Origin of the sequence: Rodentibacter pneumotropicus DSM 21403, assembly GCF_000379905.1 — a bacterium.
GTDB classification, from domain to species: Bacteria; Pseudomonadota; Gammaproteobacteria; order Enterobacterales; family Pasteurellaceae; genus Rodentibacter; species Rodentibacter pneumotropicus.
In genome coordinates, this window is the sequence record NZ_KB904056.1 from 40,293 (window position 1) to 63,354 (window position 23,062).

General features: G+C 39.3%; 22 protein-coding genes. 6 read left to right on the forward strand and 16 right to left on the reverse strand.

Annotated elements, in window-relative coordinates; genetic code table 11:
• Positions 1-38: 38 nt before the first annotated feature.
• The 4 genes from A3GE_RS0107165 to A3GE_RS0107180 are packed head-to-tail and all read right to left on the reverse strand — an operon-like array spanning position 39 to position 2,232.
• Positions 39-296, reverse strand: a complete 258-nt coding sequence (locus A3GE_RS0107165; RefSeq protein ID WP_018356578.1) for a DUF5374 domain-containing protein — start codon at positions 294-296, stop codon at positions 39-41.
• Positions 297-318: 22 nt separating this feature from the next.
• The gene (locus A3GE_RS0107170) at positions 319-1,008 is read right to left on the reverse strand and encodes a DUF2572 family protein (protein WP_018356579.1); all 690 of its coding nucleotides are present in this window, start codon (positions 1,006-1,008) and stop codon (positions 319-321) included.
• Positions 1,008-1,712, reverse strand: a complete 705-nt coding sequence (locus A3GE_RS0107175) for a PulJ/GspJ family protein (protein WP_018356580.1) — start codon at positions 1,710-1,712, stop codon at positions 1,008-1,010. The genes A3GE_RS0107170 and A3GE_RS0107175 overlap by 1 nt, the downstream gene beginning before the upstream one ends.
• A 4-nt stretch (positions 1,713-1,716) precedes the next feature.
• The gene (locus tag A3GE_RS0107180; RefSeq protein WP_018356581.1) at positions 1,717-2,232 is read right to left on the reverse strand and encodes a type II secretion system protein; all 516 of its coding nucleotides are present in this window, start codon (positions 2,230-2,232) and stop codon (positions 1,717-1,719) included.
• Positions 2,233-2,432: 200 nt separating this feature from the next.
• Between A3GE_RS0107180 and suhB the strand changes: the two genes are divergently transcribed.
• Positions 2,433-3,236, forward strand: coding sequence for an inositol-1-monophosphatase (gene suhB / locus A3GE_RS0107185; RefSeq protein ID WP_026215431.1), 804 nt, complete (start codon positions 2,433-2,435; stop codon positions 3,234-3,236).
• A gap of 206 nt (positions 3,237-3,442) precedes the next feature.
• A complete protein-coding gene (locus A3GE_RS0107190; RefSeq protein ID WP_018356583.1) occupies positions 3,443-4,831 on the forward strand; it encodes a cytochrome-c peroxidase in 1,389 nt (462 codons plus the stop codon).
• 48 nt (positions 4,832-4,879) lie between these two features.
• On the opposite strand, the gene A3GE_RS0107195 is transcribed toward A3GE_RS0107190, so the two are convergent.
• The 11 genes from A3GE_RS0107195 to A3GE_RS0107245 form a co-directional block, all read right to left on the reverse strand.
• Positions 4,880-5,665, reverse strand: coding sequence for a Cof-type HAD-IIB family hydrolase (locus A3GE_RS0107195; RefSeq protein ID WP_018356584.1), 786 nt, complete (start codon positions 5,663-5,665; stop codon positions 4,880-4,882).
• 2 nt (positions 5,666-5,667) lie between these two features.
• Entirely contained in the window at positions 5,668-6,150 is a 483-nt protein-coding gene (gene ybeY / locus A3GE_RS0107200) for an rRNA maturation RNase YbeY (RefSeq protein WP_018356585.1), read from the reverse strand.
• 1 nt (position 6,151) lies between these two features.
• Positions 6,152-7,234 carry a PhoH family protein gene (locus tag A3GE_RS0107205; RefSeq protein ID WP_018356586.1) on the reverse strand — a complete coding sequence of 361 codons (1,083 nt, stop codon included), beginning with the start codon at positions 7,232-7,234 and terminating at the stop codon, positions 6,152-6,154.
• A 126-nt stretch (positions 7,235-7,360) separates the two neighbouring features.
• A complete protein-coding gene (gene gshAB / locus A3GE_RS0107210) occupies positions 7,361-9,634 on the reverse strand; it encodes a bifunctional glutamate--cysteine ligase GshA/glutathione synthetase GshB (RefSeq protein WP_018356587.1) in 2,274 nt (757 codons plus the stop codon).
• Between the two features lie 129 nt (positions 9,635-9,763).
• Positions 9,764-10,477, reverse strand: a complete 714-nt coding sequence (locus tag A3GE_RS0107215; RefSeq protein WP_018356588.1) for a TerC family protein — start codon at positions 10,475-10,477, stop codon at positions 9,764-9,766.
• 99 nt (positions 10,478-10,576) lie between these two features.
• Entirely contained in the window at positions 10,577-12,403 is a 1,827-nt protein-coding gene (gene uvrC / locus A3GE_RS0107220) for an excinuclease ABC subunit UvrC (RefSeq protein ID WP_018356589.1), read from the reverse strand.
• 1 nt (position 12,404) lies between these two features.
• The gene (kdsB, locus tag A3GE_RS0107225) at positions 12,405-13,169 is read right to left on the reverse strand and encodes a 3-deoxy-manno-octulosonate cytidylyltransferase (protein WP_018356590.1); all 765 of its coding nucleotides are present in this window, start codon (positions 13,167-13,169) and stop codon (positions 12,405-12,407) included.
• A 52-nt stretch (positions 13,170-13,221) separates the two neighbouring features.
• Positions 13,222-13,401, reverse strand: a complete 180-nt coding sequence (locus A3GE_RS0107230) for a Trm112 family protein (protein ID WP_018356591.1) — start codon at positions 13,399-13,401, stop codon at positions 13,222-13,224.
• The gene (lpxK, locus tag A3GE_RS0107235) at positions 13,394-14,392 is read right to left on the reverse strand and encodes a tetraacyldisaccharide 4'-kinase (protein WP_018356592.1); all 999 of its coding nucleotides are present in this window, start codon (positions 14,390-14,392) and stop codon (positions 13,394-13,396) included. The genes A3GE_RS0107230 and lpxK overlap by 8 nt, the downstream gene beginning before the upstream one ends.
• A 79-nt stretch (positions 14,393-14,471) precedes the next feature.
• Entirely contained in the window at positions 14,472-16,235 is a 1,764-nt protein-coding gene (gene msbA / locus A3GE_RS0107240; RefSeq protein ID WP_018356593.1) for a lipid A ABC transporter ATP-binding protein/permease MsbA, read from the reverse strand.
• Between the two features lie 40 nt (positions 16,236-16,275).
• Positions 16,276-18,657, reverse strand: a complete 2,382-nt coding sequence (locus A3GE_RS0107245; RefSeq protein ID WP_026215432.1) for a DNA internalization-related competence protein ComEC/Rec2 — start codon at positions 18,655-18,657, stop codon at positions 16,276-16,278.
• A 266-nt stretch (positions 18,658-18,923) separates the two neighbouring features.
• Between A3GE_RS0107245 and dksA the strand changes: the two genes are divergently transcribed.
• The 3 genes from dksA (at position 18,924) to folK (ending at position 21,375) form a co-directional block, all read left to right on the forward strand.
• Positions 18,924-19,361, forward strand: coding sequence for an RNA polymerase-binding protein DksA (gene dksA, locus A3GE_RS0107250; RefSeq protein ID WP_018356595.1), 438 nt, complete (start codon positions 18,924-18,926; stop codon positions 19,359-19,361).
• 229 nt (positions 19,362-19,590) lie between these two features.
• A complete protein-coding gene (pcnB, locus tag A3GE_RS0107255) occupies positions 19,591-20,895 on the forward strand; it encodes a polynucleotide adenylyltransferase PcnB (RefSeq protein ID WP_136125965.1) in 1,305 nt (434 codons plus the stop codon).
• A gap of 3 nt (positions 20,896-20,898) precedes the next feature.
• Complete coding sequence (gene folK, locus A3GE_RS0107260; RefSeq protein WP_018356597.1) at positions 20,899-21,375, forward strand: 2-amino-4-hydroxy-6-hydroxymethyldihydropteridine diphosphokinase; 477 nt, start codon at positions 20,899-20,901, stop codon at positions 21,373-21,375.
• 51 nt (positions 21,376-21,426) lie between these two features.
• Here folK and A3GE_RS0107265 read toward each other — a convergent pair whose 3' ends face one another.
• On the reverse strand, positions 21,427-21,768 hold the full coding sequence (locus A3GE_RS0107265; protein WP_018356598.1) for a DUF496 family protein: 342 nt from the start codon (positions 21,766-21,768) through the stop codon (positions 21,427-21,429).
• A gap of 180 nt (positions 21,769-21,948) precedes the next feature.
• Between A3GE_RS0107265 and serC the strand changes: the two genes are divergently transcribed.
• A complete protein-coding gene (gene serC / locus A3GE_RS0107270) occupies positions 21,949-23,034 on the forward strand; it encodes a 3-phosphoserine/phosphohydroxythreonine transaminase (protein ID WP_018356599.1) in 1,086 nt (361 codons plus the stop codon).
• Positions 23,035-23,062 lie beyond the last annotated feature (28 nt).

Sequence of the window (23,062 nt, forward strand, 5' to 3'; positions counted from 1 at the left end):
CAAAATAAGCAAAAATAATGTTGCATTCTACCTGTTTTTTACTCATTTTTCAGGGAAAATTCCCCCTGAGGAGAACGAATAACCACCCGATTACCTTGACATTGTATTTGAAAAGCTATGCCATTTTGTTTCGCTTGTTGTTCACAAGATAAACCTAAAAATTGCCGCTGCGCTTGATTCTCCGCAATCTGTAATGCTTGAAAATCATGATAAATTTTCACCGCACTTTGACGTTGGCTGGCCGTCCAACGATTAAACACAAGAAACAATGTACTAAACACCGTAAGCGTAAACATCACGGAAGTCAGCGATATTCCCTTATTCACTAGAGGCTTTAAAATCACTCCAACTTTTCTCCGCTAATTGCCATTCACTATATTGTTGCACCAAGGGCTCAATAATCTTTTTACCATAGGCGACAGTAACACCTTCCAAGGCAAGACTTCCGCCTGTAATCACCGCCCCGCTCACCCGCCCGTTACCACGCAATGTTAAATTCCCTTCCGCTACTAAAATGCCTTGCACTGTACCGTTCACCTCCCATTCCGTTTGTTTCTCTGGGAACCAATATAACTGTGGTGTGTTATTCGTTGCTAAGGGATAAGGTGGCGTTGAGAAGTGCGGTCGAAATCTATCAAGATTTTCTAAGTAGATAAAATGTGTCAACAAGCCTTGATTGTCGCCTTTTGTTGGTGATTTTTTGAATATCGCGGTACGCTGACACCACAGCGAATACTGAATTGCATCTTCTGCTCCTTCCAGATTTATAGAAATCTGCCGAACATGATCCGAATTATCCAAAGGCAATGATGAACAAGCTTTGTGTTTCTCTAATGATGTCATTCTTTGCAAAGCTAATGTTCGTTCCACATAATTTTTACGCTGCATTTGCTGTGCACGAAAAAAACTCAAGGTACTATCATCAAAAAGCAAGATCACTCCCAATAATCCTGAAAGAAAGATCAAGATTGTGAGTGTTACCACACCTTTTCTCCCCTTTTGTTGCATTATTGATTCCACAATGCCACCACCATTGATGTTTCATATTGAATAGCAGGATACCTTTTTAAATTACCGACAAGCTGAATTTCCACTCCGTTCCCTTCCGCTACCGAATTAAATTGCAAGTGAGTAATTTCATACTCATTTTCATCCAATAAATCCGTCCAACCTCCGCCGGCATTACAAGCGGTTTGTTGAAGTGCTTTTTGACATTCATTTGATTGACACTTAGCATTAACCGCACTTTTATAAGTTTGTTTCGTTTCAATCATTTTGCCATTCAATTTATAACCAAAAAGTTCTTTTTCAATTCCTTTGGCTATATTTTGCCGACCGTTTAAACAAGTGTTTTTTGTATATTTTTCACCGATACAACCGTTCCCATTGAGATCGTAAAAAAATAAGACACAACTATTTTTGGGTGCATTATCAGCTTGTGAAATAATCAGTGCTAAACCTTTTTCATCTAATTCAAACAAAGCAACATTACTTTCAATTAATTGATTATTTAAAGCACGAAAACCGGCACGACGAAGATCTTTACCGATAAGCTGAATCGTACGTTGCAATTCCGCCTGAAGTTTCAATCTCAAGAAAATCTGCTGATTCTGAACCTGTATATTGGTATAAAACCGTGATATCAGCAGCAAAAGTGCGGCTGAAATTGCTAATGAAATCATTAACGCCAATAAGGTTTGCCCTTTTTTCATTCTATTATCTCGTACAAGCACTGGCGGATTGATTTGGTTTCAATTTCAAACTTCCTACATTAAAAAAGGAAAATAACGTACGTTCTTCCCCAGATTGCAATAAAAAGCAGTTAGAATCGACTGTATTGCGTACTCCATTAAAACGGGCCACTTCCGAGGGGTACATCTTCGGGCTAATAATCGTTGTTTTCTCCGCAAAATAAGGGTAATAAAAATGGGCATAAACCTCTTTTGGGCAAATTGTCGGATTCAAACAATCACAAACTTTGTCATTTTTTATCTGGGCAGTCATACACCAGCGATTAGTTATGGGATGGCGATTTGCCAAAATAAACCAAATCTCGGAAGAATTTTCCGCCCGCCCCTGAATTTGCCGTAAAAACAAATAAAGACGATGCTGTTCTTTGACTAAAATCCTTTTAGAATCACCGCTTTGCCAAAAGGGAACAGTAAAGCTCAATGCAATACCGATAATCGCCAAACCAATTAATAATTCCACTAATGTGACACCTTTTCGCATAAAACTTTCCTCAATTTCGACCGCACTTTAATGCTTTTTCTAACAACTACAACAATACGGAATCATTTTTTCGATTCGGCTCTCAAAAAATATAAAAAGATAAGGAAAAACGTTGTTTTGTGGATTTTCATCTGGTTATTTTCATAAATGCCGTTATAATGGCGCGGAAAATTTTCGGTTCTTTAAAATCTGGTGGAATTATGAATCCAATGTTAAATATCGCCATTCGCGCGGCACGAAGAGCGGGCAATGTCATTGCTAAAAATTACGAACGCCGTGATACTATTGAAGCAACGCAAAAAGGAATTAATGATTATGTGACCAACGTAGATAAACTCGCTGAAGCAGAAATTATTGAGATTATTCATAAATCCTATCCTGATCACACAATTATCACTGAAGAAACCGGTGCGATTGAAGGGAAAGAAAGTGATATACAATGGATTATCGATCCGCTAGACGGCACCCGCAATTTTATGAATGGATTGCCGCACTTTTCCGTATCAATCGCTATCCGTGTGAAAAACCGTACCGAAGTGGGTGTGGTGTATGATCCAATCCGTAACGAATTATTTACGGCCGTACGGGGTGAAGGCGCAAAATTAAATGAAGTACGTTTACGGGTTAACGCAAAACGTGAACTTCAAGGTGCCATTCTTGCCACAGGTTTCCCGTTCAAACAGCCAAAACTGATGCCAACCCAATTTGCCATAATGAATGCATTGATTGAAAACATTGCGGATTTCCGTCGCACTGGTTCTGCCGCTTTGGATTTATGCTATGTGGCTGCAAGCCGTGTTGACGGTTATTTTGAAATGGGCATAAAAGCATGGGATTGCGCAGCCGGTGATTTAATCGTACGTGAGTCCGGTGGTTTAGTTTGCGATTTCGAGGCAGACAACGGCTATTTACGTAGTGGCAATATCGTTGCCGCACCAACCCGCGTGTTAAAAGAGATGATAAACAAAATTCGTCCTTGCTTAGGCACTGATTTTAAAAACTAAAAACATTAAGAAAATAACCGTACTTTTCATATAATAAATAAAAGTGCGGTTATTTTTTGTTTAATCTCTATAAAATAAATATATTTTTACTGCAAACAATCAAATCTATAGTTTTAACAAATTAAATTTTTTGATTTTTATCAAAAAACTTCATCTATTTATCAGTGATAATTAGTCGAATTTATTTATCTCTACCGGAGGATTATATGAAAAAGTGGATACTTGGCATCGGTGCGTTGAGCATTATCGGTTATTTAGGTGTTGTGGGCTATCTTCATCAATTTGATAAAGGACAGGCCACAAAATTATTAGTGGAAAATCACTACTCTAACGACCAACAAAAAGTCGCAAAAACCCTGTTCAATAATGGATGTCAATATTGCCATAGCCCCAATGCCACACTCCCGTTTTATTCAACATTACCCGTTATAAACAATAAAATGCAAAATGATATTGCAGCCGGGCTTCGTGCATTTCGTATGGATCGGTTACTTGAAGGCGCAAAAGATCCAAGCAAATTATCACAAGCTGATTTAGCAAAATTACAGCGTGTAATTGAAAATGATGAAATGCCATTGCCTGAATTTACTCATTTACACTGGGGTTCTAAACCTGATGATCAGGAAAAGGCATTTTTACTTAATTGGATTCATGAAAAACGCCAAATCTTATTACCGAAAGGAACACCTAATACCGATGCAAATCGTCTCGTTCAACCTATTCCGGACAGTATTCCAACAGATGCCAAAAAAGTAGCGCTTGGTCATAGTATTTTCTTTGATGGGCGTTTGTCTAGTGATGGAAGTATTCAATGCCACACCTGTCACCAGTTAGATAAAGGTGGCGTAGATCGTCTTGCAACCTCAACCGGTATTGATGGAAAAAAAGGCCCGATTAATGCCCCAACAGTGTTTAATGCAGCTTTTAACTTCGCTCAATTCTGGGATGGTCGCGCAGCCGATTTAGCCGATCAAGCAAAAGGACCTCCAACTAATCCTCTTGAAATGGGCTCAAATTCTTGGGATGAGATCGTCGCACGCTTTGAAATGGATGAAGATTTCAAAAAAGAATTTTTGAAAGAATACCCACAAATTACAAAAGAAACCCTTACTCACGCTATCGGAGAATATGAAAAAACATTAATTACGCCAAATAGTGACTTCGACCGTTACTTGAAAGGCGATCAAACAGCATTAAATGCGCAGCAACTTCGTGGCTATGAATTATTCAAACAAAACAAATGCGACACTTGTCATACCGGTGTTTCTCTAGGCGGACAATCCTATGAATATATGGGGCTTTATGGAGACTATTTTAAAGATCGTGGTACTCCTTTAACAGAGGCTGACGAAGGTCGTTTTGCTCAAACAAAAGATCCTTATGATATGCATCGTTTTAAAGTACCGACACTACGCAATATTGCTCTAACCGCCCCTTATTTCCATGATGCCTCGGCAAGCGATCTTAAAGAAGCCGTTCGAGTGATGCTAAAATATCAAAGCAATGTTCAACAGCCAAAACAACAAGATATTGATGATATATCCTCATTCTTAGAAAGTCTTACCGGAGAATTCAATGGTGAGAAATTAAAATAGTTTTATAACTTGAAATGACCGCATTTGCGGTCATTTTTTTATCTATTTTTATTCCGGAAAAATCTCTTCCAAAATCAGGGCTAATCCATCCTCATTATTTGTTGCGGTGACACGCTTGGCGGCTTGTTTAATTTCTTCGGGTGCATTGCCCATTGCTACACCTAAGCCAACATTTTCCAACATATCCAGATCGTTAAAATTATCTCCAAAGGCGACAGTTTCTTCAATTTTTACATTAAAATAATCTTCTAAGAAACGCACAGCGTTGCCCTTTGTAGCGGATTGATGCATCACTTCTAAGAAATTTTGATGAGAACGGAAAATACTTAAATGTGGAAAAGCCTCTTTTAGACGTTTTTCAATCTCAATGATTTCATCTGTTTCACCAATAATTTGAATTTTGTGTGGCGAATAAACCGCACGCTCATCATAAGGATCGATTTGAATTTTCGTCACACTCTTCTCAAAAATGACCCATTTATTATTTACATCACGAGCTACACAATCGTCATTGGTGTAATAATTTACACCTAATTCAGGATACAGTGCCAAAGCTTGATTAATTTTTTGAATATCTTCCGGTGAAATATTCACGGAATAAAGTGCGGTCAAATTTCGATCTAAAATCAGTGCACCGCTAAATGCCACAATGACATTGTAATCTTCAATTTGCTTGGCATAAGGCAAAATACCAAGGGGGGAACGGGCTGAAATAGGAACAAAAGGAATCCCCTTACGAGTGATACGTTGAATCGCAGCCAAAGTTCTTGGGGAGATGTTATGATCCGAAGTTAATAGTGTCCCATCAAAATCACTAAATACGGCTTTATACATGGTTACTCCAAATTATTTTCTTCTTTTTCCAATAAATAAGGATCAGAAAAACCTAAATTTTGCATAATCTGTGTTTCTAGGCTTTCCATTTCTTCAGCTTCTTCATCTTCAATATGATCATAGCCCAATAAATGCAAACTACCGTGTACGACCATATGCGCCCAGTGTGCCATAAGCGTTTTTTCCTGCTCAATGGCTTCACATTCCACAACTTGACGACAAATCACTAAATCGCCCAATAAAGGCAGTTCAATTTCATCGGGGCATTCAAAGGGAAAAGAAAGCACATTCGTCGGACGATCTTTTCCACGATAAGTGAGATTGAGTTCGTGACTTTCCGCTTCATCCACAATACGCACCGTCATTTCCACATTATCGCCTTCCGGTTGCACTGCTGCGGTTGCCCATTGGGTAATTTGTTGCTCTGTAGGCAAACCTTGCGTATTTTCAGTGGCGATCTGTAAATCAATGATGATATTCCCCACGCTATTCTCCTAAATTCTCAGTTAAAACTGACCGCTCTTTTTCCCGCTCGACTTGACGTTGTGCGACTAATTCCTTACGGCGAGTTTCATCTTGGATTTCCCATGCTTCATAGGCTTGTACCACTTTTGCCACCACCGGATGACGCACAATATCTTTACTATCAAAATAATTGAAACTCAACTCAGGTACAGCTTCCAATACCTCAATCGCATGACGTAAACCTGATTTGGTGCTACGGGGTAAATCAATTTGCGTAATATCGCCGGTGATCACCGCTTTAGAATTAAATCCGATACGGGTGAGGAACATTTTCATTTGCTCCACCGTAGTATTTTGGCTTTCATCTAAAATGATAAAACTATCGTTTAATGTTCGTCCCCGCATATATGCCAAAGGGGCAATTTCAATCACATTGCGTTCCATCAGTTTCTGTACGCGTTCAAAACCCAACATTTCAAACAACGCATCATAAAGCGGTCGTAAATAAGGCTCGATTTTTTGTCCTAAATCTCCCGGTAAGAAACCGAGTTTTTCCCCCGCTTCAACTGCCGGACGGGTTAATAATATACGGCGGATTTCTTGCCGTTCTAGGGCTTCCACCGCTGCCGCAACGGCTAAAAAAGTTTTTCCCGTGCCCGCAGGTCCGATACCAAAACTAATATCATGGGTCAAAATGTTGTGCAAATATTGAATTTGATTTTCACCACGCGGCTTAATCACTCCGCGTTTAGTTTTAATCGTTGTGCTGTAAACTTTACTTTCTGTTCGTGTCGATTCCGATTGAGAAAGCATTCGGCTTTCTTGTAGAGCAATGTGCACATCTTCTAAGTCTAATTCATTCACTTTTCCCTTGAGCGGTGCCGTTTCCACATATAAATCTTGGATTAATCTAACCGCACTTTGAATGAGTTTTTCGTGGTAGGGCTGAGGGCTGTCTTCATTTGATTTGAGGGTAAAAGTGAAATTATTGCGGGCAATGTTCAGGTTAAACTCTTTTTCGATCAGTTTGAGATGCTCATCAAATGCACCACAAAGGGATTGAAGGCGTGAATTATCTTGAGGTTCTAGGGTAAATGTTGTCATTAATGTTTGATGCTGAGTGATTTAAATTCAGGACTATTTTAGCTCAATCCGCTTTCATTTACATTGGGTTTCACCAATGGCAAAACCCGATATTTCATAAAAGCCAACTTTTTTCGATTGACGACATTATTTCATTTCAGGAAATAACATTTTGAGCACATCCAAGGTGACTCTGCGCGATTGTCCTGCATACGGGAAAATATGCATCATCATCATTGGATTAAAATTGGCTTCAATCACGCCCCAAGATTTGAGGTGAGGTTCAGCCGGTTTTTCCGAATCAGGAATGATTAAATCTACTCCACATACTGCTGCGCCTATAGCATTGGAAATCTCTACAGCAATCTTTTTATAGCTCTCGTGCATTTGATCCGTCATATCAATAGAATCCCCTCCGGTACTAATATTTGAATTAGCCCGTAATTGCACAATAAGATCCCTTGGAGGAATAGAATCAATCGTCCATCCTTGTTCTTTTAATTGAAGTTTTTCAATATCGCCTAGGACAATTTTCTTCAATGGCGTACGACTGCCATCACCACGTAACGGGTGATCATTTTTCATCTCGACCAACTCTTTGATAGAATGCACGCCATCACCAATCACATTTGCCGGTACACGTAGTAATACGGCTAAAGTTTGATCACCTAACACAAAGAAACGATATTCCGTGCCGACCAAATAATCTTCCACCATAATCTCTTTATCTTCACGGAAAGCAATTTCTACCGCTTTGGCAAAATCATCCCGATTTTGCACGCCATGTTGGAAAATCGTGATTCCAAGTCCGAAATTAGTTGATTTTGGTTTAATCACCACAGCCCGATTTTCAAAAAGTGGGAAATTTTTGACCGCACTTTCTATATCGGTAAATTCCACACTTTGCGGCACATTGAAACCGGCTTTTGCCAACACTTTTTTCGTGACGACTTTATTCTCCATAATTAATGGTGAAATATAACGATCATGTGAAGTCATATTGCCATTTTTTACATATTCAATATGGTCGCCATATTGCAGGCTTAAAAATTGATCACGCTCATCTAAAATTTCAACTTTCAAGCCTTTCTGAATAGCATCAAACATTAATGCTTGGGTTGACAGTTCCATATTGTCAAACGCGGATAAGGCATAAAAACGCTCTGAAGCATTTTTCTTATTACCTTTAGCAATATCCGCCCCCAGCTTTTGATAACCACCAAATTTCTTAATGGCAACGATAATATTGGCACAAAGCGTGCCATTTGGATTAGCAAATTGTGCAAATTTTTCTTTTACGATAGTTTTAATATCATCATTTACTCGAAGAGCTTCAAGCATATTTTGCATTTCAAGTAATACTAACTCCCCTTCTACAGAGTAAGTCGTTGGTGATAAAGGATCTTCCCAAGCAACTTCTGCAAGACGGGTTTTGCCTAATTCTACGTCATCTTGATCCGCAGTATGATCCAGCCATGCCATCAATAAAATGAAATAATGGATAAATTTGGCATCTTCCAAGGTAATACCACAAGGTGCAAAAGGATTGAGATCAAAAAGACGGAACTCAAGATATTTGATACCCGTTTTTACTAAATCACGGGCTTTTTTAGCACCACGTAAACGCACATTAGAATAGAATTCTTTTTCTGCAATCAACTTACCGCTATTTACCCAATGTTCAAGGCTATCAGCATAGGCTTGCAAGCTTTCAAAAGAGACTTTGATTTCAGGATCGTTCACATAACCAAAAGGGCTTGAACGTAGGCTGCGTACATATTGATTGGGTTGAAGTGGGGTGCCGTTACGGAAGTAATTTTCATCAACTGTCGGTGTAGCAGAGAAGAAATAAAGCAGAATCCATTGATAACGAAGGAAATTTTTCGCAATTTTTAGATATAAATCATTCTGAAAATCTACCGCACTTTTTTGTTCTGTTTGAGCTTCAAATAGCGCCTGCACAAATGCTGGATCTAGCTGGAAATTATAGTGAATTCCACTAACCATCTGTTTATATTTGCCGTAGCTTTTTACTAAATGTTCACGGTATGCCACATCTTCCGGATTATCTAATTGCGCAACCTTGATTTGATTTTCCGCTGGCAACCCTGCAGGCATACTGAATGGAAAAATATATTCATTTTCTGGGAGGGTGCGTAATGTTACTTCATGAATAGCAGAAAGCCAACGCAGTGCATCGTCCAGTGTTTTACTTGGCGGCGTAACCAATTCCAGTTGGCTTTCAGCAAAATCCGTTTGAATATAAGGATGAAAACTACGATTACCAAAGGCTTTCGGGTGCTCAGTCGTTACTATCGAACCGTCTGCATAGACACGCTGGCTTTCTTTTTCAATACCGAATAAGCCTTGTTGGAAAAGTAATTCAAGATGATGTTGTTTAATTATGTTCTGGATATTCATAGTAAGTCCTTTTAGAAAAATTTCCTAGTATTATGGTTGGATTCTTCAGAAAAATAAATAGGAAATTTGAATAGATCAAAAATATTAATGTATATAAAAAATGCGATCATTTTTGACCGCACTTCTTTACTATTTCATCAATTTTCTCATTCTGATATTCAACATTTCCACTACGACAGAAAATCCCATAGCAAAGTAAATATAGCCTTTTGAGATATGCATATCAAGACTTTCTGCAATAAGGCTGATTCCCACTAAAATTAAAAACGCTAAAGCGAGAATTTTTAAAGTCGGGTGAGTATCCACAAAATCACCGATTGTTTTAGCTGCAAACAACATCACACCGACAGCAATAATGATCGCTAAAACCATCACTGCTAAATGCTCCGCCATACCGACAGCCGTAATCACAGAGTCAAGGGAAAACACAATATCCAGTATAGCTATTTGGATCAATACACCAAGATAACTCACTTTCTTTTGATTTTCATTTTTATGATGTTCTTCAGGATGGATTGCTTCTTTAATTTCTCCGATACTTTTCACAATTAAGAACAAACCGCCCAAGAATAAAATTAAATCACGTCCGGAAATCTCTTGGCTAAACAGGGAAAACAAAGGTTCGGTTAACTTCATCATCCAAGCAAGCGACATCAAGAGTAAAATTCGGGTAATCATCGCCAAAGATAAACCGATAACACGACCGGACTGGCGTTGATGTGCCGGCAAACGTCCCACTAAAATACTGATAAAAATAATATTATCAATCCCTAAAACGATTTCAAGTGCGGTTAATGTTGCAAGAGAAAGCCAAGCTTCAGGATCACTAAGCCATTCAAACATAATTTGTTCCTATAAAAAATTCAAAAAGATGGATCATAATCACTTTATTAAGAAAAGCAATAGCTATTTCTTTTTATTCATTCTTGAAAAAAATCAAAATTAGCTTTTTAGCGTTTCATAAATCGTCTCTGCCAATTTTTTTGAAATGCCCGGTACTGAAGCAATTTCATCTACCGTAGCATTTTTCACGCCTTGCAAACCACCAAGGTATTTCAACAAAGCTTGACGGCGTTTTGCCCCTACCCCCTCAATGGTTTCCAAACCGCTTTGGGTGAAAGCATTTTGGCGTTTTTTACGGTGTCCGCTAATGGCGTGATGATGACTTTCATCACGAATATGTTGGATTAAATGCAAGGCTAAACTGTCATCGGGCAAATGTATTTCACGATTTTGTTTGCTGATACTCAGCACTTCCTGCCCTGCACGGCGATCAACCCCTTTCGCAACGCCAATTAAGTGCGGTCGGTTTTTATCCCATTTTACATTTAACTGCTGAAACACTTCCAAAGCACGATTAAGCTGCCCTTTTCCGCCATCAATAAAGATTACGTCAGGGATTTTGTCTTCTTCTAAATCACGGTCATAGCGTTTTTTGAGGGCTTGCTCCATTGCCGCATAGTCATCCCCACCGGTAATGCCCTCAATATTAAACCGCCGATAATCGGATTTTAACGGACCTTCTTGATTAAAAACCACACAAGATGCAACCGTTTGATTCCCCATAGTATGGCTAATATCAAAACATTCCATTCGCTTAATTTCCGACATACCGAGCAATTCGCATAATGCCTGATAACGCTCGGACATTCTTGATGATTGCTTGAGTTGGATGGCGAGTGCGGCTTTTGCATTCACTTGTGCTAATTGTAGATATTTTCCTTTATCCCCTTTCACATTTTCTTGGATCGTCACTTTTCTGCCCGCTTGCTCCGTGAGCAAAATTTCCAATTCGGCTTTTTCTGTGAGTTTTCGATCTACAATAATACTATTTGGAATACTTCTGCCCTGATGCCCTTGCAAATAAAATTGTCCGACAAAAGTTTCCGTTAGCTCGGAAAGATCCGTATTTGCCGGCACTTTAGGAAAATAGCTACGATTGCCCAATACTTTTCCTTGACGGATAAACATCACTTGAACACAGGCTAAACCGTGTTGATAAGCAATGGACATAATATCCATATCATCTAATCGCTCATTGGACACAAACTGCTTTTCGATAACCGATCGCACCGCTTGGATTTGATCACGATAACGAGCGGCTTGCTCAAAATCCAAATCTTGGCTTGCCTGATCCATTTTGCCAATCAAATAATCCAACACTTGCTGATCCTTACCCTGCAAAAATAATCTCGCCAATTCCACCTGTTGCGAATATTCTTCATCTGTCACATAACCCGCCACACAAGGAGCGGAACAACGCTCGATTTGGTATTGCAAACAAGGACGGGAGCGATTGCCATAGACGGAATTTTCACACTGGCGAACCGGAAATAATTTTTGGAGCAAGGATAAGGTTTCCCGTACTGCCCCAGCATGAGGATAGGGACCAAAATATTCACCGGCAATTTTTTTAGCACCACGGTAAGCGGTAATGCGGGGGTGACGTTCTTTCGTCAATAAAATAAAAGGATAGGATTTATCATCACGCAACAGCACATTGTAACGAGGCTGATACAGTTTGATGAAATTGTGCTCCAATAATAAAGCTTCCGTTTCGGAAGAAGTAATCGTGGTATCAATATGATGAATACAAGCCACCAACGCTTCTGTTTTTTTACTGCTGAGATTGGAACGGAAATAACTCGACAGGCGTTTTTTCAAATCCTTGGCTTTACCCACGTAAATGACCTGATCTTTATCGTCATACATACGATAAACACCCGGTTCATGGGAAACATTTGTCAGGAATTTTTTAGCATCAAACATCTTAATTCGCCGCTAAAATCGACCGCACTTTTTCTAAATCTTCGACGGTATCCACCCCTACAGCAGGCACTTCTTTTGCCAGTTCCACGTGGATTCGTTCACCATTCCATAGCACACGCAATTGTTCCAGTTTTTCTAAATTTTCCAACTGTGTCGGCGCCCATTGCACGTATTTTTTGATAAATCCTGCACGATAAGCATAAATACCGACATGGCGTAAATACACCTCCGCCAAGGTTGCTTTTGCCATATCTTTCAAGCCCATAAATTGATCGCGATCGTAAGGGATAACCGAGCGGGAAAAATACAGTACATAACCGTCTTTATCCGTGAGTACTTTGACAACATTAGGATTAAACAATTCTTTCGCTTCGTGAATTTTCACTGCAAGGGTTGCCATATTCACGTTAAATTTTGCTAAATTTTCCGCCACTTGACGAACAATCACAGGCGGAATAAGGGGTTCATCGCCTTGAATATTGACGATAATTTCATCATCGGGCATAGCAAGCTTTGCTACGACTTCGGCTAAACGCTCTGTGCCGGAATTATGCTGTTCCGATGTCATACAAACTTCTGCTCCAAAACCTTGGGCTACCGCTGCCACTTTTTCGTTATCAGTGGCAACAATCACACGGTTTGCGCCTGATTGTTTTGCTTTCTCAAATACGTGTTGAATCATTGGTTTTCCAGCAATCTCTGCAAGGGGCTTCCCCGGCAAACGTGATGAGGCAAAACGGGCGGGGATAATGACAGTAAATGACATAAAATATTCCTTCTTAGTCCTTAACAGTTATAAGGCGTTTAACAGCCAAAAGTTAATCCGTGATCTTTTCCGCTTTCTCCGCAACTAATAGAGGCACACCGTCTTCAATAGGATAAGCCAGCTGTTCATAACGACAAATTAATCGCTGGTTTTCAGCATCATATTGCAAACGGGCCAAGCAACGGGGGCAGGCGATGACTTCAAGCAATTTTGGATTTAGTCGCTCAGGCATTTTTGTATTTCTCCACCATTGCATCAATTTTTTTCCAAAAGTGCGGTAAATTCTCGCCTTGTTTTTCAACCTCAACCACCTCGGCATCCACCGGCACATACCACCAGTTTTCTTTAGCAAAAGTTTGGCATTTTACTGCATCTTTTTCCGTCATAAAGAGCGGTTGATTTTGCGGAAATTTTTCTAACTGTGAGGCATCAAAATCTTGATGATCTTGGAAAGCTCGGGTTTGCACTAAATCTATCCCTAATGTTTCCAACATCGTAAAAAAGCGGGGAGGATGACCAATACCGGCAATGGCAGAGCCTGATTGAAAAGCACTCAAAGGGCGTTTTTCCTTGGTTTTTAAATTGATAGCATAATGAGGCACTAAAGTCATTACCGCATCGGAATATTGATTTTTACCACCGTTAGTGATCACAAAATCCACCGTTTTTAATCGGCTTGGTAATTCACGCAAAGGACCGGCAGGTAACACAAAACCATTGCCGAGCGCACGTTCTGCATCCATCACCACAATTTCTATATCTCGTTGTAATTGATAATGTTGTAATCCGTCGTCTGAAATAATGATGTCGCAATCACTATGCTTCAAGAGTAATTCAATAGCTTGTCGGCGATTCGGTGAAATCACCACCGGCACGCCTGTGCGTTGAACAATGAGTACCGGCTCGTCTCCACCTTCATAGGGATTCGTATTTGCAGTAACAAGCAATGGATAAGTTTTTGCCCGGCTACCATAACCACGTGAAATCACCCCGACATGCAATCCACGTTTTTTCATTTCTTCTACTAACCACACCACGACCGGAGTTTTTCCATTACCCCCAACGGATAAATTCCCCACAATCACCACCGGTTTCTGCGCTCGATAAGAAGATTTCACGCCAAGTAAAAACAAGGCTCGGCGAAATTGGCTTATCAGCCAAAATAAAAGTGAGAATGGTAAAAGAAACCAAGCAAGTTTGGAATGCGAATACCAAAACGGCATAAATGTTCCCTCTAATCCCTCTAAAAAGTGCGGATAAAATAACGCGAGTTTTTCAACCCGCGTTTTAACATAACCAAATCTAGCTGCTAAACTGCATACTATAGAGTTGTTTATATGCACCCTCTAAAGCAAGCAGATCATTGTGGCTACCACGCTCACGAATTTCGCCGTGTTCAATCACTAAAATTTCATCGGCATTTTCAATGGTTGATAAGCGGTGCGCAATCACAAGCACAGTACGATCTTTTTTCAATTCTTCCAGTGCCGATTGAATCGCACGTTCGGATTCCGTATCAAGAGCAGAAGTCGCTTCGTCTAAAATTAACACCGGCGCATTACGCAATAAAGCACGGGCAATAGCTAAACGTTGGCGTTGTCCTCCGGATAAACTCGCACCATTCTCACCGATTACGGTATCAAAACCTTGTGGTAGTTTTTCAATAAACTCTAGTGCGTAAGCCGCCTTAGCCGCAGCGATAATTTCTTCACGCGTGTATTTATCCTTTGCCGCATAAGCGATGTTGTTGGCAACCGTATCGTTAAACAAATGCACCTGTTGAGAAACCACAGCACAATTTTGACGTAAATTGGATAAACGGTAATCCTGAATATTCACCCCATCAAGCAAAATTTCACCTTGTGAAATATCGTAGAAACGAGTGACGAGATTGGCAATAGTGGATTTACCTGAACCTGAACGACCGACCAACGCCACCGTTTTTCCGGCAGGAATATTAAATGAAATATTATTTAACGCGAGCTCATCTTTACCTTGATAAGCAAAACTCACATTTTTAAATTCCAGTTCGCCCTTTGCCGGTTCCGCTTTGTAGCTACCGTTATCTTTTTCCGGTTCTAAATCTAAAATCGAAAATAATGTTTGGCAAGCAGCCATTCCGCGTTGAAATTGGGAATTAACATTCGTTAAAGATTTAAGTGGACGCATCATGGCAAGCATAGAAGAAAAAACCACCGTAAAAGAACCGGCACTTAAGTTATCATCTGCAATTAATGGTGTCGTCGCCAAATAAAGCACCACAGCTAAAGCCAAAGAAGCAATGATCTGCACAACAGGATCGGAAATTGCATCCGCCGTAACCATTTTCATCCCTTTACGACGCATATCATTACTCACGTGATTAAAACGTTCCTCCTCCACATACTGACCGCCAAAAGATAAGACGACTTTATGCCCTTTTAACATTTGCTCTGTGGTAGAGGTGAGTTCCCCCATGGAATCTTGCAGATTTTTACTGAGTTTACGGAAGATTTTTGACACCATACGAATTAGTACGGCAATAATCGGCCCAATTACAAATAACACTAACGTTAATTCCCAGCTGGTATAAAACATAACGGCAAGCAAAGAAGCAATATACGCTCCTTCACGTACAATCGTTACCAGTGAGCTAGAAGAGGAATTGGCAATCATTTCAGAATCGTAAGTAATACGGGAAAGTAACTTGCCTGACGGATTACGGTCAAAAAAGTTCACCGGCATAAACATTAAATGTTTGAATAAGCGACGGCGCATTGTCATCACCACTTTGCCGGAAACCCAAGCCAAACAATAGTTAGAAATAAAATTGCTTACACCACGTACAAAAATCATTCCTACCACAACAAAAGCCATCATTTTCAAAAAAGAATGATCGGCTTTACCAAATCCCTCGTCAAGTAAGGGTTTTAATAAATAAATTAAACCGGAATCCGCTAAAGCATTAAGTACAAGCGCAACAGCAGCCACCACTAATCCGGATTTGAACGGTTTAATCATTGGCCACAAACGTTTGAAAGTCTGCATAGTGGATAGGTCTTTATCTTGTATTTTTTGGTCTTGCATAATAATTATCTTCCGAAAAAAATTCGTCGCATTGTACCTTTTATTCCGTAGATAATCCAATCGGACGAGCATACCAAGGAAAAAACGCCGTCCTTTGGCGTGAAACCTTCCATTTGTCATGGTAAAAACTAACACGAATTTGTCCCGAAACCGCCGTATTTTCGACCGCGCTTTGATGTTGTTTAAGACGTTTCATGACAGATAAATGGGGAAAATGCCAAGGATTCCAACGACCGCTTGAAATAATCGCAAGATCCGGCTTGGTGTGTGAAAGTAAAAGTTCACCTGTGGAAGTTTTACTACCATGATGACCTACTTGTAACACATTGATTTTTCCCAAAGTGCGGGCAAAAATTTGCTCGTTTTTCGTTTCGGCATCACCGGTAAGCAAGACACGATGTTTGCCATCTTCTAATAAAATGACGCAAGAATTCGGGTTATCCGCCCGTGCTACCACTTTCTGCGGTGAAAGAATACGGAAATGAATTTCCTGCCACTCCCATTCTTTTCCTGCAATACAAAAAGTTCGATGACTTTCGCCATAATTTTTTTCAGATGAGGAAATGAGTTCTACATTCGGATAGTTTTTTAAAATTGCCTTTGTACCGCCGGAATGATCATTATCATCATGACTTAAAATGAGTTTATCCAAATTTATTCCTTCACGTTGTAAATAAGGTAAGATTTCCAATTCAGCCATTGAACCGCCTTGCCACGCCGATCCCGTATCGTACAAAATCCCCCGACCATTCTTTACAATTAAGGTTGCCACCCCCTGTCCTACATCTAGGGTATCCAGCTGCCAAACCGGTTTTTGATATTGGCGAATAATAACAATCAATAAGGATAAAACAGCAATACCTACAGAACCCCAAACGGCTTGTTTTTTCCAAATTATCGGCAATGATCTATTGATATCCAGTGTAAAATATTTTGCTGCTTTTATTTTCCAATCCTTCTGCAAAACTCTTTTTTCACTGTAGATCCTAAGGGTGATCAGAAGAAAAAACAGACTGAAAAGTGCGGTTAAAATTAATGATAAATTCAATGAAATACTAAACCATCTTCCCTGAAAAAGAGTAATAATCTGTGTAATCCCTTCTGCCAAATGATTTGCCAATTGCCAAGAATACAATGCACCATCGCTTAACACAGCAAATAAGATCACAGGGACAAGAAAAAAACTGTATAAGGGCACTGCTACCAAATTGGCGAAAAAACCGCTTAGTGATATTCCATTAAATAAAATAAGTTGTAGCGGTGTAAACAACAATAATAATCCAAACTGCAGATGAAATAAGCCCAAAATCCACCGCACTTTGAGTGAAAAAGGTTGATATCGCCATTGAAATAAAGAAAGCGGTACATAGCGATACCAAATAATCAGACAAAATACTGCCCCTATCGAAAGCCAAAAACTTATCGAAAGAGGCATAAGAGGATCGCATAGTAAAAGAAAGGCGATGATTAAAATAAAAAGCCGAAAAGCTGAATAATAGCGGCGTTGTGATTGTATCGTTAAAACAAAAAGTAAGGCAGAAACTGCCCGCAAAGTAGGTACACTAAAGCCCGATAAATAAGCATAAAATAAGGCCAAAAAAGCCCCACACCATAGCGGGAAAGCCGGTTTAATATACCTTGTTGGAAAGAAAAACTGCGTCGCTCTGGCTAATAAAAACCCCATTCCCATAGCCAATCCAATATGTAATCCGGAAATCGCAATTAAATGTCCCGTATTCGTCTGCTGATAAATTTGCCATGTAGTTTGATCCAACCATGCCCGCTCCCCAAAAGCTAGGGCAATCAGTAAGCCTTGTAAAGAAAGTGCCTCCGTTTGTTTTAATGCCCTCCATAATTTTTTCTCCCGCCATGAAAAATCACTGTCGATTTTGACCGCACTTTTTAAACTTCCACTAGCGGTCACGCCCTGAGAAAAATACCATTGTTGGCGATCAAATCCCCCCAAATTCAATCTTGCAGAAAGAGGTCGAATAGAAACTTCAGCTTGCCATTTTTCCCCTAAAAAAGGTTTCGCTTCCTCTTTCCAATTAAGAAAAATTCGTTGCTCCTTTTTATTTAATATCGTACGGGCAATCACCGTTTGGTATTGTTGCTGATGTAACAAACCTTCAATTTGTAAAACCAAATTTTGTTTTTCAGGCAAAATCTCATTGGCTTGTTGTAATAAATTTAGTGCAAAAGCATGGGTATATCCGAATGCCAAAGCAATGACATTCAAAATAATGAAAAAATGAAACAGCCATATTTTTTTGAACCAATAGAATAAAAATGCGGTCAGAGTGAAAACTAAATTACATAGTAGCGTTTGTTTCCAACCGATTAACATAAAATCAGGTAGGAATAGCAACGATAACGACGCACAAATAAGACTTATTGCCAAAGTAAACAAATTTACAGACATGGGATAAGAACAATGAATAAAATGTGCGCACACTATGTATTTTTAAATCACTAAACAATCATTTCCCCTAAATTTTGGGATCTTGATCGCAAAATATAATTTTAGTGAGGAAATTTTGTTTGCTAAAAGTGGCAACATCTGTTATTTATAACGCCCTCAAAAAACAGACTTCTCAATAAAATAAAAAGTTGAGAGGCAATGATTAATGATAATGACAGGAAGTCGTGAAGTTCACGCTTAAATTCTGTTTGTATTAGGAGTGAGATATGTCAAAAGCAACGTTAAGTTTATTAGAACTGGCTGGCGTAAAACCATATCAACCAAAAAAAGATGAAGAGTACATGAATGAAAACCAACTTCTTCATTTTAAGAAAATCTTAACGGCCTGGCACGAACAAATCGTGGAAGAGGCTTCACGTACAGTTGCTCATATGCAAGATGAAGCGGCTCACTTCCCGGATCCTGCCGATCGTGCGACACAAGAAGAGGAATTCAGCCTAGAATTACGTAATCGTGATCGTGAACGCAAATTAATGAAAAAAATTGAAGCAACATTGAAAAAGTTGGATACCGATGATTTCGGTTACTGCGATTCTTGTGGTGAAGAAATTGGCATTCGTCGTTTAGAAGCCCGTCCAACGGCAGATTTGTGTATTGACTGCAAAACCCTTGCGGAAATTCGCGAAAAACAAGTTGCGGGTTAATTTACCATTCATTTAGAAAAAGTGCGGTCAAAAAAACCGCACTTTTCGCGTTTAAAAAACGGAGTTTATTATTCTTACTTATATTAAAAATTTGTTTGGCAAAAAGAAAAAAGTGCTACAACAAAAAACACCCCAAGCAAAAGCTCATTCTAGAGGAGTTGAGCAATCTGTTACACAACAATATGTGAATAAAAATACAGCCAGTCAATCTCATCGCTATAATAAAAGAATGATTAAAGCGACAAATTTTGGCATTCATCCACGTATGTTTAGCCGTAATGCGCTTTCCGTGGTTGAAAAATTACAACGTCAAGGATTTGAAGCCTATATTGTTGGCGGTTCTATTCGTGATATGTTACTGGGCAAACATCCAAAAGATTTTGATGTAGCCACCAATGCCCGTCCGGAACAAGTCCAAAATATTTTCCAACGCCAATGCCGCTTGGTCGGTCGACGTTTCCGTCTCGCCCATATTATGTTTGGCCGGGATATTATCGAAGTGGCAACTTTTCGTGCCAGTCATAATGATGCACGTAATGAGCTCCAAGCCAAACAGAGCCATAATGGAATGCTTTTGCGTGATAACGTATATGGCACTATTGAACAAGATGCGGAACGCCGTGATTTCACGATCAATGCCATTTATTACAATCCGAAAGATAATACATTACGCGATTATTTTAACGGTATTGAAGATTTAAAGGCTGGTAAGTTACGCTTAATTGGCGATCCGATAACCCGTTATCAAGAAGATCCTGTACGTATGTTACGTGCCATCCGTTTTATGGCAAAATTGGATATGTTCCTTGAAAAACCAAGCGAGCAACCTATTCACGAATTAGCTTATTTGCTAAAAAATATTCCAGCCGCACGTTTATTTGATGAAAGTTTAAAATTACTACAAACCGGTCATGGCGTAAAAACTTATCGTTTATTACGCCAATACGGCTTGTTTGAACAGCTATTTCCCGGTCTCATACCTTTTTTTACGGAAAAAGAAGATAGTTTTGCCGAACGTATGATCGTAATGGCACTCACTTCAACTGACGAACGTGTCACCGATAAATTGCGTATAAACCCTGCATTTTTATTTGCTGCATTTTTCTGGTATCCGTTACGTGAAAAAGTAGAAATATTAAAAAATGAAGGTGGATTAAATAACCATGATGCCTACGCCCTTGCCGGCAATGAAATATTGGATTTATTTTGTCAATCCTTGGCAGCCCCACGCCGTCATACAACAGTGATTCGTGATATTTGGTTTTTGCAATTACAATTACTTAAACGAACAGGATCTGCACCTGTGCGGGTAATGGAACATCCTAAATTTCGCGCAGCTTTCGATCTATTAGCAATGCGTGCCGAACTTGAAGGCGGAGACACCATTGAACTCGCTAAATGGTGGCATGAGTATCAATTCAGTAATAACGATCAACGCAATCAGCTTGTAAAAGAACAGCAATCTTTGCACCCAAAACCAAAGAAAAAATACTTCCGTTCACGTAAACGTCGCAAGGCCAGACCGATGGAATAGCATATGATAGATACATATATTGCCCTTGGTAGTAATCTAGATACGCCTATTAACCAGCTTAATAGTGCATTACAAGCAATAAAAAACTTGCCGCAAACCCGATTTCTTGCGGTAAGTTCGTTCTACCAAAGTAAACCGCTTGGTCCGCAAGATCAGCCTGATTATGTCAATGCGGTAGCAAAAATCGAAACGACTCTTCCCCCATTATCGTTGTTGGATGAATTACAACGCATTGAAAATGAACAAGGGCGGGTACGCCTGCGCCGTTGGGGTGAACGTACATTAGATTTAGATATTCTACTCTACGGAAATGAAATCATTCAAAATGAACGCCTAACCATACCTCATTATGATATGTATAATCGGGAATTCGTCATTGTACCTTTACTGGAAATTACACCGGATCTTATTTTTCCTGATGGAAAAAAACTCTCTGAATTAGCATTAAATTTTATCGATCATTCAATGAAAAAAATCTAAAAAATAACCGCACTCTAATGCTCTCAAAGTGCGGTTATTTTAACTGAATTTTTATTTGGATTTTTTTAATAATTCTGCGTGAGATTTCTTTTGCTCTTTCATCTTTCCACTGATTTCGCGACGTTGTGTAGAAAGTTCGGCACTACGAATCGTGTAATCATCAATACGTGTTTCATAGTCATCACGCATATTTTCAATAATAGCGCGAACATCTTCAATATCCATATCATCACGAATATATTGATTTAAGTTATCAAGTAATAATACGCGTTTTTGGTTGTCACGAATTTTACGGCTGATGTCTTCAATATCACGTTTTAGTTTGTTTTTTAAACGATACATACGCACATATTCCAACACTTCTTGAAAAGATTGTTTATTTACGGTTTCCATAGTTGCTCTCCCAACAAAATTATTGGCTGTAATTTAGCTTTTTTTTCCCTATTCGTCAAAGCCTTAAATTTAAATTTTTTGTCCGATATAAAAAAGCAGAGATTTTTCTAAAAAACGTTGATTATCCGCTTTTATAGTGATAAAACTTGAATCATTATTTTCTAAAAATGAGAAAACACGATGTCACAAGTCTTCAATTTTAGTGCCGGTCCGGCAATGATTTTTCCTGAAGTATTACAGCAAGCACAAGCAGAGCTGACCAACTGGTTAGGGCAAGGTGTTTCTGTGATGGAAGTCAGCCACCGCGGTAAGTATTTTATGGATCTCATTACCGAAGCAGAAAAAGATCTGCGTGAAGTATATAACATTCCTAACAACTATCGAGTGCTATTCTTACAAGGCGGGGCTCGAGGTCAATTTGCCGCATTACCGATGAATTTGATTGGTAAAAAAGGCAAAGCACTTTATTTAAACAGTGGGCATTGGTCTGCAACTGCCGCAAAAGAAGCCCGTAATTTTGCAGAAATTGATGAAATTACCATTGTCGAAAATGGTGATAATACACATATTACCCGATTAGATTTCAGTGATATTACCGATCAATACGATTATGTACACTACTGCCCTAACGAAACCATTAGCGGTGTGGGAATTTTTGAGGTGCCAAATGTAGGCGATGCGGTACTTGTGGCAGATATGTCTTCCAATATTCTTTCTCGTGAAATTGATATTAGCAAATTTGGCGTAATTTATGCCGGTGCACAAAAAAATCTCGGCCCTGCCGGTATTACGCTAGTCATTATTCGTGATGATTTGATCGGTCATGCCCGTAAAGAAACCCCTTCTATCTGGAACTATGCGGTACAAAGGGATGCGGATTCAATGATCAATACACCGCCAACTTTTGCGTGGTATCTCTGCTCTTTAGTGTTTAAACATATCAAAGCAATGGGCGGTTTAAAAACGATTACCAGACAAAATGAATTAAAGGCAAAAATGCTTTATGAGTATATAGACTCCAGCAAACTCTATCGAAATGTAGTGGCAAAAGAAAACCGTTCAACGATGAATGTCACCTTTGTTACCGGCAATCCGGAATTGGATACAAAATTCGTAGCAGAAGCAACAGCTACCGGCTTACAAGCCTTAAAAGGACACAAAGTGTTAGGCGGAATGCGGGCCTCTATCTATAATGCAATGCCTTTAGAAGGTGTAGAAGCCTTAATCAAGTTTATGAAAAAATTTGAGACAGAGAATTTACTTTAAACACAATAATAACATTTTTGACTAATCA

What these genes read in the sequence shown, in the direction of transcription:
- A3GE_RS0107165 (WP_018356578.1), bottom strand. Translation starts at nt 296, where the DNA reads ATGTTTACGCTTACGGTGTTTAGTACATTGTTTCTTGTGTTTAATCGT.
- A3GE_RS0107170 (WP_018356579.1), bottom strand. Translation starts at nt 1,008, where the DNA reads ATGCAACAAAAGGGGAGAAAAGGTGTGGTAACACTCACAATCTTGATC.
- A3GE_RS0107175 (WP_018356580.1), bottom strand. Translation starts at nt 1,712, where the DNA reads ATGAAAAAAGGGCAAACCTTATTGGCGTTAATGATTTCATTAGCAATT.
- A3GE_RS0107180 (WP_018356581.1), bottom strand. Translation starts at nt 2,232, where the DNA reads ATGCGAAAAGGTGTCACATTAGTGGAATTATTAATTGGTTTGGCGATT.
- suhB (WP_026215431.1), top strand. Translation starts at nt 2,433, where the DNA reads ATGAATCCAATGTTAAATATCGCCATTCGCGCGGCACGAAGAGCGGGC.
- A3GE_RS0107190 (WP_018356583.1), top strand. Translation starts at nt 3,443, where the DNA reads ATGAAAAAGTGGATACTTGGCATCGGTGCGTTGAGCATTATCGGTTAT.
- A3GE_RS0107195 (WP_018356584.1), bottom strand. Translation starts at nt 5,665, where the DNA reads ATGTATAAAGCCGTATTTAGTGATTTTGATGGGACACTATTAACTTCG.
- A3GE_RS0107205 (WP_018356586.1), bottom strand. Translation starts at nt 7,234, where the DNA reads ATGACAACATTTACCCTAGAACCTCAAGATAATTCACGCCTTCAATCC.
- gshAB (WP_018356587.1), bottom strand. Translation starts at nt 9,634, where the DNA reads ATGAATATCCAGAACATAATTAAACAACATCATCTTGAATTACTTTTC.
- A3GE_RS0107215 (WP_018356588.1), bottom strand. Translation starts at nt 10,477, where the DNA reads ATGTTTGAATGGCTTAGTGATCCTGAAGCTTGGCTTTCTCTTGCAACA.
- uvrC (WP_018356589.1), bottom strand. Translation starts at nt 12,403, where the DNA reads ATGTTTGATGCTAAAAAATTCCTGACAAATGTTTCCCATGAACCGGGT.
- kdsB (WP_018356590.1), bottom strand. Translation starts at nt 13,169, where the DNA reads ATGTCATTTACTGTCATTATCCCCGCCCGTTTTGCCTCATCACGTTTG.
- A3GE_RS0107230 (WP_018356591.1), bottom strand. Translation starts at nt 13,401, where the DNA reads ATGCCTGAGCGACTAAATCCAAAATTGCTTGAAGTCATCGCCTGCCCC.
- lpxK (WP_018356592.1), bottom strand. Translation starts at nt 14,392, where the DNA reads ATGCCGTTTTGGTATTCGCATTCCAAACTTGCTTGGTTTCTTTTACCA.
- msbA (WP_018356593.1), bottom strand. Translation starts at nt 16,235, where the DNA reads ATGCAAGACCAAAAAATACAAGATAAAGACCTATCCACTATGCAGACT.
- A3GE_RS0107245 (WP_026215432.1), bottom strand. Translation starts at nt 18,657, where the DNA reads ATGTCTGTAAATTTGTTTACTTTGGCAATAAGTCTTATTTGTGCGTCG.
- dksA (WP_018356595.1), top strand. Translation starts at nt 18,924, where the DNA reads ATGTCAAAAGCAACGTTAAGTTTATTAGAACTGGCTGGCGTAAAACCA.
- pcnB (WP_136125965.1), top strand. Translation starts at nt 19,591, where the DNA reads ATGATTAAAGCGACAAATTTTGGCATTCATCCACGTATGTTTAGCCGT.
- folK (WP_018356597.1), top strand. Translation starts at nt 20,899, where the DNA reads ATGATAGATACATATATTGCCCTTGGTAGTAATCTAGATACGCCTATT.
- A3GE_RS0107265 (WP_018356598.1), bottom strand. Translation starts at nt 21,768, where the DNA reads ATGGAAACCGTAAATAAACAATCTTTTCAAGAAGTGTTGGAATATGTG.
- serC (WP_018356599.1), top strand. Translation starts at nt 21,949, where the DNA reads ATGTCACAAGTCTTCAATTTTAGTGCCGGTCCGGCAATGATTTTTCCT.